General features: G+C 48.1%; 7 protein-coding genes. 1 reads left to right on the plus strand and 6 read right to left on the minus strand.

The window, feature by feature from the left end; all coding sequences use genetic code 11:
* Positions 1-115: 115 nt before the first annotated feature.
* Together GI364_RS18745 and GI364_RS18750 are read right to left on the minus strand one after the other, a co-directional pair.
* Positions 116-2422, minus strand: coding sequence for a DUF5703 domain-containing protein (locus tag GI364_RS18745; protein ID WP_198850736.1), 2307 nt, complete (start codon positions 2420-2422; stop codon positions 116-118).
* Positions 2423-2512: 90 nt separating this feature from the next.
* Positions 2513-3523, minus strand: a complete 1011-nt coding sequence (locus GI364_RS18750) for a family 43 glycosylhydrolase (RefSeq protein ID WP_198850737.1) — start codon at positions 3521-3523, stop codon at positions 2513-2515.
* Between the two features lie 251 nt (positions 3524-3774).
* Here GI364_RS18750 and GI364_RS18755 point away from each other — a divergent pair, with 251 nt between their 5' ends.
* Positions 3775-5856, plus strand: coding sequence for a glycoside hydrolase family 65 (locus GI364_RS18755; RefSeq protein ID WP_233095870.1), 2082 nt, complete (start codon positions 3775-3777; stop codon positions 5854-5856).
* A gap of 116 nt (positions 5857-5972) precedes the next feature.
* Here GI364_RS18755 and GI364_RS18760 read toward each other — a convergent pair whose 3' ends face one another.
* The 4 genes from GI364_RS18760 to GI364_RS18775 all read right to left on the minus strand — a co-directional run bounded on the left by GI364_RS18760 (position 5973) and on the right by GI364_RS18775 (position 12478).
* The gene (locus GI364_RS18760; protein ID WP_370541799.1) at positions 5973-7250 is read right to left on the minus strand and encodes a ribulose-bisphosphate carboxylase large subunit family protein; all 1278 of its coding nucleotides are present in this window, start codon (positions 7248-7250) and stop codon (positions 5973-5975) included.
* A 24-nt stretch (positions 7251-7274) separates the two neighbouring features.
* Positions 7275-7934 carry an aspartate/glutamate racemase family protein gene (locus tag GI364_RS18765; protein WP_198850738.1) on the minus strand — a complete coding sequence of 220 codons (660 nt, stop codon included), beginning with the start codon at positions 7932-7934 and terminating at the stop codon, positions 7275-7277.
* Between the two features lie 135 nt (positions 7935-8069).
* Entirely contained in the window at positions 8070-9791 is a 1722-nt protein-coding gene (locus GI364_RS18770; protein WP_198850739.1) for a glycoside hydrolase family protein, read from the minus strand.
* The gene (locus GI364_RS18775) at positions 9788-12478 is read right to left on the minus strand and encodes an alpha-L-rhamnosidase (protein ID WP_233095871.1); all 2691 of its coding nucleotides are present in this window, start codon (positions 12476-12478) and stop codon (positions 9788-9790) included. The genes GI364_RS18770 and GI364_RS18775 overlap by 4 nt, the downstream gene beginning before the upstream one ends.
* Positions 12479-12523: the final 45 nt, after the last annotated feature.

Raw genomic sequence — 12523 nt, forward strand, 5'->3', positions numbered from 1 at the left:
TCAATAAGGAAACAAGTATTGAAACGAAATTTGGACGACCCTAGGGCCGTCCAAATTTAGCCATTGTCTTTTGGCACTACACTCAATGGCCCACAAACCACCGAAATGAACCGAATTACACGTCCCAAACACTAATTACATCGGCTGTTCTTGATTCCGGCGTAACTACAAATTCCATCAGTCTGCCTTGTCGAACCTTTCCTTCGACGGTAGTTTGGAACGGTGCACTCAGCTTAAAATCTACATCCCAGTCTCTTGGCCAAGCAGGCAATAAGTAGATTTTCTCCCCGTTTGTCTGCAAGAGCATTTCCTGTATCCCCAGCATGCCTGAGCCTCCCCAGTTGTGGTCAGGAACCCAATCATGGCCAGGGCCCCAGAAGGATGGGAACCTAAAAGGACCACTGCTCATCTTCCGTACTGTGTATTGTCTCGCTTCTTCCGTTAGTCCCATCCGTGCGCAGAAAATATTATCTTGATGCCAACTCTTATGGTCTTTCTGATTTTCCGTATCCACTCCGAATGTCCACGTATCAGTGGCCAATTTTAAATCATCTCGTCCGATACCGTACAATTCGTATGGAAAGACAGCATATAGCTGTGGAATTTCTACATTGATAATCTCACTCCAGCTCTCCGCAGGAGCAATCGTGTTATGACCATTCATCTGCCTGAGCGGAATGCTGGGAAGTCTGTCGTTTAGTGATTCGTAATACCGTCGTTTTTCCTCGCTCAGAAGCACAATGGGCAACTCCAATACAGCCTGGACTGTAGCCCGCAGTCCTGCAATGAGGTCACTGGGGTTTCTTGCCTCCTTATACGTTTCCCCCGCCGTAGAAGGAAAGAACACCAGGTTCCCGTTTGTGTCGAAGCGTTTCCCTGTATTTATATAATGTAGATACTGGTAATGTTCATCAAAGAAACGTATGCTGCTCTCGATAAAGGGCATGTAATCAGAAATGTCCCGACCGCTGTACTGGTAGTATTTTAAAATCATGAACGAGAACTCTAGTTGGTTTATAAATAAATGACGCACCCAAGGGGACAATTGTTCTGTCGAATTGGAGAATGGAGTGCGTCTGTGCAAAGGATCGTTACTGTTCATCCATCCCCATTCGTACCCAACCGGCAAACCAAAATTCTCTAGTTGTTCAGTGAATGAGCAGCCATCGTGACCCCAATAAGTCTTTGTCCTTAATTCTGCATTGCGAAGAATTTTCAGATAAAAATCAAACTGCGACTCCATCATATCAAAATCACCATTCTTGAGCATTGGCCAGTACACGAGTCGCTGGTTCTGCGCTGTAAAACTCCCGCCGCCCCATGCCCTGAAATCAGGAGAAACATGCATTAACTCCGATTCGACAAAGCCTGGGTCCGTAGTGAACAGTCCACCGTTAAATTTTGTTGGGTACTCCCCGTAAGCGTTACACCCCAGCATATATCGAAACAGAGCATAGTTTCTCCCTAGTTCCCATGGTTCGCTGTCCTTGCCTAAAGCATCAGGCAGGATCCGAACGTAGCTGCGATCCCAGTATCGCTTCCACCAGCTCTCCGTTTGCATTTTTGTAACGTCGACATCAATCGCTTCATTGGCATATGTGGTCAACTCGTCTAGCCAGGAGGACAAGGATTCGCACTGGGAAGTATGCAACACAATTTTGCAGTGATGGGACGTGGAGGCCTCCTTACTTCGCAGGCGCCATCCCGTGTGTTTCGTGTCGATATATCGGCCCTGTTCAGTACCATCTTCAACAAACTCATCACCACAAACTAATCCGCCAAACGTCCGATGAATCTGCGGATTGAAGAGTGTATCTCGAACGCTTTCCAGTCCCTGTTGGCTCACAATCTTATCAAATAGCAATGCGTCCGTCTGATTGCGGTGATAGAAGACAATATGACCGTCTAAAAATTCAACCACATCCGGTTTGGTCGTGACAACCCCTGGGTATCCCAGGGTGCTCATGGCCGGGTGGCGCTGCCGGCCGGGTGGAAGATCACGTTCTGTTGTTCTCCAATTCTCATAGACAATCTCCAGTACCATCGGCTGTGAGGCCACGACATCTGCGTGTATGACTGGGCGCGTGATTTCCACCCAAATATCGACTTTTGTAGAGCTCCCGTCCTTTTGTCGGCTTGTAATTTCAATGTTCCCCTGCTGAAGTTTGAGTTCTTGACGAAATGACTCGGCGGTAGTGAATGGATTTGGATGGATGCGAAGTCGAACCCGTCCCAGTTTCAACATCTGATTGTTCTCGTCAAAGGTACCACTCCGGCCTATGTAGAAAAGAACATCTCCGTCTTCCACCCACACGTTTAAGCCAATATCTCTACCTCCCACAGGCATACTTTCAGAGGAGTTTTGACTCGGAGACTGCCAAACAACATTGTATTCATCAAGTCTATTTTCGGATTCTTGCAATGAATTCCCCACCTTGTCCCAGATTTCACGTCAAATTATCAAACCTCAATCTCTTATGTCTCCCGACCTGCTTACAGGCTATCTTACAGGCTATAGAGGATGAGAAGTCGCGAGGGAAATGCAACGAAACTCCGTTCCAAAGTTGCAGGCCGGGTCTCCGTCTCGGTAGTTTCTTGATGCACAGTAAAAGTGATACAAAACACCCTTGTATCTGACAACAGCAGCCTTATGTGCATGAATCCCGTCAATCTCCTCTGGCTTCCCATGAGGAATAATCGGTTCAGTATGTTTGTCCCAGTGTATGAGATCGCGGGAAAAAGCAATGCCATCCTGTGCATGACGCAAATTATATCCAAAATAGTACATGACGAACTGCGACCCGTCCCGCACAACACACGGATCGGACACAAACTGGCTATCCCAATGGTCCGGCGTAACTCGCAATATCGGGTTTTCCGACGACCGGTGCCAGTTGATAAGGTCAGCGGACATTGCAACCCCCGTTTGTTCAATCCACCTGCCGCTATTGGTGTTCTTCGCGTTATAGAACATGTAAAATTGTCCTTCATCTTCAATCAAACAAGCTTTGTATAAACCACCCGATTCCCATTCATCCCCGTCTCTCCATGAGTAAACAGGCGCATCCAGTCTGTTCCATTCCAGCAGATTTTCATCCTCTGACCATGCCAATCCAATTTCAGCAGGCCCGTTTTCATAGCCGTTTTGAGGATACGAATGATAGACAAGCCAGTACTTCCCCTTAAACTTTTTTAAGGTCGGGAGTCTCGACAAGTCATCCTCGCGAAGGATCCAGGTTCCGGCAGCACCAACATCATCCCATCGCCCTTGCTTTTTCCGATGAAGAATCACCCCTAGATGCTCCCATTTTATGAGGTCGTCGCTTACTGCGAGAGCCGTCTGATATCCCTTTCCGTCAAAGCCGACATACATCATGTAAAATCGATTGTTATGAAAAAACACAAAGGGGATATCAACCGCATTTGAGTCAAACTCGCTTTCTTGACCGGAGGGTGATAACACAGGTTTCCCATATTTGTGAGGGGTAAGGTACTTCTCCAATGCGGGTGTGTCTAAGGACATTTGTATTCGCCACCTTCGCCTAATCTAATGAACTTAAACTTATTTTTAGAATGTTATAATACCTGTTTGACAACGTTATCATACCACAGTTATTTTATATATAGATATTAATTTTATAAATGACATTTCGTGTTCGAAGCCAGCTATAATCATTATCTACTTTCATCCTAAAGTTTGTACACCAACCAAGGCTCATCGTTGTTTATGTTTATCCGTATGCAGTCTTCAAAACACCAAAAGGAGGAATAGATTTGATAGACCGATATGCATTGGTGAAGCGTCACAACCCCGTCATCGAGCGGTTCGATAAGTATTCATCATTGACTCTTGGCAACGGTGAATTTGCAATGACAGTCGACGCCACAGGATTACAAACATTCCCAGAGGTATACGCAGACGGCGGAGTGCCACTGGGAACCATGTCAAACTGGGGTTGGCACACTGGTCCAAATGTAAACGATTATACAATGGAGAACTTTCCTCTGACTTACCTCGAAACTTTTAATGGAAGGAAAATTGGCTTTCCATACTCAGACTGGTTAAATAAGAAGGACCCTCATGCAGAGTGGCTTAGAAATAATCCACATCGTTTACACCTCGGTATGTTAAAGTTTCGATTTCTCAGTACAGATGGAAGCGCTGTTTCACATGAAGAGATTACTAACATCCACCAGACTTTAGATCTGTGGACCGGCAGTATCGAGAGCCATTTCCGGGTCTTGGGACAAGACGTCTTTGTTCATACGGTGTGTCATCCACACGTTGACCTCATCGGTGTTCACTGTGAATCTGATTTGATACGATTGGGGCAGTTAGCCATAGAACTGCACTTCCCGTATGGTTCTCCGTTTACCAGCGGAGCAGATTGGAATCATCCGGAAAGCCATGAGACGCGAGTGATACAAGGAAAGTCAAATCACCCTCGAACAGATTTCGAACGTGTGCTTGACGAAGATAGATACTACGTTTCCACTCACATGTCCGACGGACAGATGAAGCAAAGCAATCGCGACTGCCATAAGTTTGTCTTTCTGCCGACCCAATCTAATTCGGCCATGGAATTTGTGTGCAGGTTCTCCCCGTCACCAACTGCTGCCGACGACTTGCCGGACTTTGCAACGGTTCAAAATAAGGCTGAAGAACACTGGAAACTCTTCTGGGAGTCAGGTGGAGCCGTTGACCTGTCTGATAGTACTGATGTACGAGCGTCGGAGTTGGAGCGCAGGATTGTACTGTCTCAATACCTGACGGCAGTCAATTCAAGCGGCTCAGTTCCGCCGCAAGAATCTGGATTGATTCACAATAGCTGGGCTGGGAAGTTTCATCTTGAAATGCACTGGTGGCACGCAGTCCATTTTGCGCTTTGGAATCGACCGGAGTTGTTGGAAAAGAGCATGACTTGGTACAAGCGTATTCTACCGCAGGCCCGTCAAGTAGCTCATAAGCAAGGGTACGATGGCGTGCGCTGGCCTAAGTGTGTTGCTACGGACGGTGTCAACGCACCTTGCTATATTGAACACTTCTTGATTTGGCAGCAGCCTCATCCAATTTATTATGCTGAACTGCTATACAGAACCAATCCAACCCGTGAACTTTTGCAACAATATCAAGAAATTGTATTTGAATCTGCAAGCTTCATGGCATCCTTTGCAGCTTGGGACGAAAAACGCAAACGATATGTGTTAGGCCCGCCGCTGGCACCTGCGCAGGAGATTTATGATCACACCATTACCATGAATTCTCCTTTAGAACTCACTTATTGGGAATTCGGATTGGAAACAGCACAGTCTTGGCGTCAAAGGCTGGGACTTCCGCGAGACAAAAAATGGGATGCAGTTTTGAGGAATTTATCTCCTTTACCGACCTACGATGGTGTCTATGTAGGCTCAGAAGTCCACCCTGATACGTTTACCGATAAGGTGGGCGTAAAGGATCACCCCACGATGGTGGCACCTCTGGGTATGTTACCCGGAGAGAATGCCGACGCGGAAACCATGAGGAAAACTCTGCAAAAGGTCCTCGACGAGTGGAACTGGGACCACACGTGGGGATGGGACTACCCGATGCTAGCCATGACCGCTGCCCGTCTTGGGGAAGGCCACTTGGCCGTAGACTTGTTGCTCATTGAGAGGGGCAAAAACCGTTACTTGCCTAATGGCCACAATTTTCAACATGGAGGATTGCCTGTATATCTACCGGGAAATGGCGGTCTGTTAACTGCAGTGGCCATGATGGCATCCGGATGGGACAATGGACCGGAGTCATCTGCCCCGGGTTTCCCACAGGATGGCACGTGGAAGATACGCTATGAAGGGCTGAGCAGGATGCCTTAATTTCCAGGAGACTTCCTCCATGCAAGCCCGCGCTCACGCGACCGGAGCTTGCAGGAACGTTGAAGTCTCCGCCTGCTTCAACCACGCTTGGTGACTTTTACTCATCATGGTGGCTGTCAAAAGAGAGGCCGCGGCCCAAACTTCTCAACAGCACGCTGCAGTGCCTCGTGGTCACGCGCATAATCTTCAAGTTTGCGCCCTTCCAAAGCAGCCTGCCATCCTTGTTTCATACTTTCGACTCCCGCCCTCACGCCATCGGGATGAGCCATAATCCCACCACCAGCCAAATGCAATACGTCGGTAGTCTGCATCAGTTCAAAGGACCGGACAGCAGAACCGCCCCACTGGCCAGATGACAAAACTGGCATAACCGTGTAACCGCCATACATTGGAGTCAAACACTCCCGTACCGATTGTACGACCGATTCGTTCGATTCATAGAACTTGTTATCAACACCGTTTGTATGAAGGTGGTCTACCCCCGCCAACCGGCACAGCTTTTGATAAGCCGTAAACTCCATGCCCAACAGCGGGTAACGAGTCATGGCTCCCCATTGATTCCGATGTCCATGGATAGGAACTTGACTATGCCGACGCAAATACGCAACTCCAGCCAACCCTACACTGTTAATACTGACCATCACGCAGTTCCCGCCAGCTTCCACAACGGCGTCGTGATGATCAACCAACCTGTCTAAATCGTCTGTGATATTAAAGGCATACATCATTTGTTTCCCTGTATCTTGAGCGGCCCGATTGACTTCCTCCATTACTAGTCTCACCCGATCCCGAAGGGGGAAATAAGGAGGATTAGCGTTCAATTCGTCGTCCTTCACGAAATCAATACCGGAGTAGGCAAGCTCTCTGACAAGGGCTCTCAATTCATCCGGTCCGAGTCCAATGCTGGGTTTGACAATCGTACCAATCAACGGACGGTCGTTCACTTGACAGAGCTTACGCGTTCCGTCAACCCCAAATTGAGGTCCTCGATATCGGTCTGCAAACGCCTCAGGTAACGCAAGGTCAATGAGCCTAATACCGGACAACTGACTCAGTTCGTACAAGTTCCCGCACACCGTTGCAAGCAGATTGGGGATTGAAGGCCCCGTATTGTGGAAGGGAAACGAGATCTGCACTTTAGCTCGCTTGTAGGAAGCGGCGCCTCCACCAGTTCGAAGCCTGGTCCCCGGAAGTGACGGCGTCGACACGGACTCCAGTTCGACAACACTCTCAACCCTTGCACGATGTCGATCCTTTAGGTCATCTGTCTCACCGGGTATAGCAACAAAGGTTCCCGTCGATTGTTCAGTAGCAATCATCTCGGCAGCATAGTCGATTGTAAAAGGCGTCTCAATCAGATAGGTAGCGTATATACGATTCTGAGTCTTCATCATGGATTTGATCTCCTTTGACAATCATTAGACAGCTTCAAGCACCGACTTCACCGCCGCTAGACCTGAACGAAGGCTGCTCAGAACGGGAATTCCGGTCTGCTGCTCGAGTTCATCCTGCATTCTGGCCATGGATGCTTGTGCAAGCACAACAAGGTCAACTTGCTTGGCAAGGCCCTTGGCAACGTGAACAATCCCTTCATCATGCTTTTCAGAATTGCCTTCAATCAATGCTTGGTAAGCTCCGGAAGCAAGTCCTTCAACCAGCGTTACAGACTTCTCCAACTCAAGAGCCTTCGTCCGAAGCAACTCTTTTGTCGGTTGCAGAGTGCTTGGCAAAGTAGCTATCACACCAATTCGACTGAATTTACGCACTGCATCTTCTGCCATGGCCTCGTCAATTCGAACAATTGGAACACTAACAGCCGTTCTCCCCACTGTGGCGATTTCCCCCACGGACGAGCATGTGTTCAAAATCACGTCTGCACCCATCTCTTCAGCATTTTCATAATAGCGAAGCAGTCTGCGCACAATTTTAGGAGTCACACCACCGCTGTTGTTTACATCATGGATTAAGCCGTCATCAATCACGTTGACTAAGCGTCCACCAGAAATCATTTCGTTAAACGCAGCCTGCAAAGGTTCTGCCAATCCTTGACCCGTGTATATTGCAACAACAGTTTTCATTTTCATCGCACCTCTTTCCAAAGTATAAATGCCAACATTCAATACGCCTCGTTAAGAAGCTGAATAAGAAGCTATACATGAACTGCTACAGACGAGAAGTCTGAGAGAAAACAAAACAGCGCTGCCGACTGATACTTACCAATCCAGTTCATCCTCAACCCGATGGAGATCTCCTGCCTTAAGCGGAGCCGTTTCTGAAACGGTCTTGTGATTGTAAAACGGCCGGTATTCTCCCTCTGGAGAAATATGAACCACATCGTCACCGCGCCATGTCACGCGAAACTCCTGACCCACGGCGTATTCGATTGTGGTTTCTTCCAGCAGCGGGAACGTCACTGTAATTTTTTCCCCCGCTCTCACATCGGACACGGTAAAATAATCCGGCTTCATCCAGACACTGGGCTTAGCACCTTCAATGACGGCGGACTCTCCAGCTCCCATACGCACGGCCTTAACTTTTGAATAGCCAGCCCACTTCGGAATTCTGATATGCAACCACTTAAACCCTTCATGGATTTGCAACTCCACTTTTCCTTCGTGGGGAAGGTAACTCATGACATCAAGCCACTTTGAGCCCCTATTGAGCAAGAGGTTAACAGACACAGCACCGTTGTCTTCCGTTACAATGTTTCGCCATCCTAGAAACAAACCGCGGGTACCGGATCCAATACAGCAAGCCTGAACATCATTGATATGCCCTCGGCCGTAATTGACATCACATGCATAATCATTGGGTGCGCTGTAGCCCGCAAACGCGCCTAATAACCGTTCCCCAACTTGAAAATGAGTTCTCCAGCCAGCTTCGTCGTTCGCGGTACTGTCAGCTGACTTCACCCAATCAAGGTCAATCAGTTGAGACTCTGTTAAATGATTTCTTAAAAACCTTTCCACAACGCTCCAATACTCCGTATAGCCTGCTCTTGCTAGGCTGATACCAGTGCTGATAAGGTCGACTAGTGAACAAGTCTCATGTTCATATCTCTGTTCCTGCATATCTCCTGGGGTCCATCCAAACGATGTAGACTGACTAAGAGCCCAGTCATAGCTCTTTTTCACAAAGGCAGACAGCGAATGATCGCGTTTAAACAACGCAAACCTAGCCAGTCCATCCAGTGTTCCTAAACGGGTATGAAAGTGTCCACTGCGATACGCCAGGGCAGAGTTAAAGCTGCCGTCTTCATTAAAAACACCACTGCGGTGAACAATTAGGTTCACGAAATAGTGGCACAGTTCCAAGGCGTCGCCGTTTCCGGTTAACTCATGGTACTTCAGCAGCGGCATAATCAGTCTTCCAGAAAACGATGCAGGGTCAGGTGCTAAACGGAGTTGAACGGCATTGGCGGACGGCCATCCGTCTTTGGTATATTCAGACGCGGGATAATACCAAACATCTTTCTCTTTGACTGTAATCCGTTTGAGTGCAGCCACATGAGCATCTGCTGCTTGTTTCACATTTTCATCCTTTGTGCTCATATACCACGACGTCAATGCCAATAGAACCGACCTCTGATCAATTAAATTCGCAGTTTCCTTCCAATGCCCATGTGGATGTTCACGTCGATAACTCAATCCATCCTCTGCAAAAAAACTCATAAAATTTTCTCGGTAGTGTTTCTCAATGTCGTCCCCCAACGAACTGCCACTCATGTTACGTGCCAAGATTAAAGCATCGATTAAGCGCCCGTGCGTCGACCCATAGTCCCAATCGCCGTGTTGCATCGAAGCCGGATTTTCAATGAGGTTACCGCTGAAAAATGGGATGAATCCATACTCATGGTCGGCTAATCCAACGGCAGCATTGACGGCAAGTTTTGCTCGTTCTTCGAGCGTCAGTGTATCAGGAATTTGTTTCGTCATGACGTTGCCTCCATTTCATCTTGAATCACCTTGTACGAGAAGCGATGCTGCCCTGAACCAATCGTCAACGACGGCTGTCCAGCAGTTCCAGTGTTAAGTGCGGTCATAAGGTGAATGAAGTCGTCGGGTGACACGTCCGCTGCGAAATCCTGCAGTGTCAAATGCGGAAATACCACTGTTGCAGTTGTATTAGCGGGGACTTGCACAAACAGCTCAAACCGCTGTTCCGGTTCAGTCCATTTCCACTCTGATTTCACAACGCCATACATCGTAGCTACTGAAGCTCTTATCCAACTCAGTTCCTTTGAAGGCCGAGGTCTGATAATGCTGTGCTTAAACCCAGGTTGCGTCTCGTCAGTGTCAATGCCGGCCACAACCCTGTACAACCATTCACCAATAGACCCATATGCATAGTGGTTGAATGAGTTCATATCGTCGCTCCAGAATGTTCCGTCTGGCTTAATTCCGTCCCAGTGCTCCCATATTGTTGTGGCACCGCGAGTAATAGGGTACAGCCAGGACGGATACTCTTGCTGCAGCAGCAGTTGAAAAGCCGTCTCCGAATAACCATACTCAGAAAGGGCCAAACACAAATAGGGTGTTCCAACAAACCCTGTGCTTAAGTGCATGTCATTGTCGCGAATATAGCCATGAAGTACTGCTGCAATTTGGGGTTTATGTCGTTCATCGACCAAGTCAAACCAGAGTGCCAAGATGTGAGCCGTCTGCGTAGAAACCGCTAAGCTACCGTTGTCTGTGACAAATTCCTGCTGAAATTCTTGAACGATGTTTTGCTGTAACTTGCGATAATCATTCGCATCGTTGCTCTTACCAAGAATCTCGGCCGTTTGTGCAAGTAACTTGGTAGAATAGGCGTAAAACGCATTCGATATGAAGTTCACATCCGTAGCACCGACGTAGCTGTCTTCTTTCGCATCCAAACCGAGCCAGTCTCCATATTGAAACCCGCCTTCAAACCGATTTTCGTTGTTGCCTCGCAAACGCATATGTTCTACCCAGGCTTTCATACTTTCATATTGATTTTGCAGAATCTGCTTGTCACCGTAATGCAGATACAGTGTCCAAGGACAAATCACAGCAGCATCAGCCCATGCAGAGCTACCGTTGTCACGTTCAGTCAAAATGTTCGGAATAACATGAGGGACCGATCCATTTGAAAGCTGGTTAGCGGTCAAATCTTTTAACCACTTCGCGAAGAAGGAAGCTACATTCATGTTGTAGGCAGCAGTTCTGATAAATACCTGGGCGTCCCCGGTCCAGCCGAGGCGCTCATTACGCTGCGGGCAATCAGTGGGGACGTCGAGAAAGTTCCCCCTTTGCCCCCAAAGTATATTTTGAAACAACTGATTCACTAGGGAATTGGAAGTTTCAAAATACCCCGTTTGCTCCATATCCGTATGTATCACAAGGGCTCGAAATTTGGTCTTATCAACCGCCTGCAGTCCATCTACTCTGACATAACGAAAACCATGAAAAGTAAAGTGGGGTTGAAATACCTCTAAACCGTCTCCTCGACAAATATACCTGTCTGTTTGTTCAGCCTCCCGAAGATTCCCAACGTAGAGATTTCCGTCTTGATTGAGCACTTCTGCATGTGTGAGCGTGATTGTTGTGCCGGGGTCTGCCTCCGCTTCAAACCGAACCCATCCTACAAGGTTCTGGCCCATATCGAGTACCGTCTCTCCATTGGGTGTAACAATGACCGCAACAGGCTCAATCTCTTGTATGGCACGGGTAGGGAGATTCTCCTGCCCCACCAGCATGGTTGTTCCATGGTCAGTAACAGCGACTTGGGACCAGTCCAGTGGTACATACTGGGCTGTATCCCACCACGGCAATTGCAAATTGGCGTCATATAACTCACCGTGGTAGAGTTCAGAGAAACGAATAGGACCCAATTTCCACACCCACGATTCATCCGAGCAAACTACTTCGCGACTCCCGTCTTCATAGTCTAGATGTAACTCCAGTAAGAGACACCGCTGGTCTCCGTATAAGTTGCGTTCATTTTTCCAACCTATCTGTCCCGTATACCAGCCATGGCCGAGTATCACTCCAAGAGCATTGTGTCCCTCTCTAATCACAGTTGTCACATCGTAAGTCTGATACTGCAATCGTGTTTCATAGGCCGTCCAGCCTGGTGTAAACAGCCAATCCCCTATTCGCTGTCCGTTCACATGCAATTCGTACAAGCCAAGGCTGGTCACATAAGCACGGGCACGCACGGGTGGAGCCTTGATGTGGAAGGACTTGCGCAGAAAAGGGGAGACCTGTAATCCCATTGTGTCCAGTTGGCTGTCTGCAGTAATCCACTTGGCCTGCCACCGGCTTGAATCCAGCAGTCCCGTTTCCCAGTAACTCCGTTCGCTCCAGGCGGATGAGTTCCCCTTTGTATCCCACACCCGAACCCGAAAATAATAGCGAGTTTGAGGTAATAATGGCGGCCCTTCATACGTCACGTGAATAGATTGGTCTGTGTTTATCTGCTTCGTATCCCAGAGCACTTCACAGAAGCCTTCAACCACAGACACCTGCAGCTGGTAGGCTGCCTGTAAAACGTCTGTCTCCGTGGTTTCCAGTTGCCATGAAATACGGGGCGATTCCACGTCCAATCCGATTGGATTTACTCTGTATTCGCAGCGTAATTGTTCAACCCTCAGCAACACCAACACCTCTTCTCTATACTTCGCTTATAGGTTCCCTCTTTGACT

The organism is Alicyclobacillus sp. SO9 (assembly GCF_016406125.1).
In the GTDB taxonomy this organism is placed as follows: domain Bacteria; phylum Bacillota; class Bacilli; order Alicyclobacillales; family Alicyclobacillaceae; genus SO9.

Excerpts from the sequence above, each read along its gene's own strand:
- GI364_RS18750 (WP_198850737.1), bottom strand. The coding sequence starts at position 3,523 with ATGTCCTTAGACACACCCGCATTGGAGAAGTACCTTACCCCTCACAAA.
- GI364_RS18760 (WP_370541799.1), bottom strand. The coding sequence starts at position 7,250 with ATGATGAAGACTCAGAATCGTATATACGCTACCTATCTGATTGAGACG.
- GI364_RS18765 (WP_198850738.1), bottom strand. The coding sequence starts at position 7,934 with ATGAAAACTGTTGTTGCAATATACACGGGTCAAGGATTGGCAGAACCT.
- GI364_RS18770 (WP_198850739.1), bottom strand. The coding sequence starts at position 9,791 with ATGACGAAACAAATTCCTGATACACTGACGCTCGAAGAACGAGCAAAA.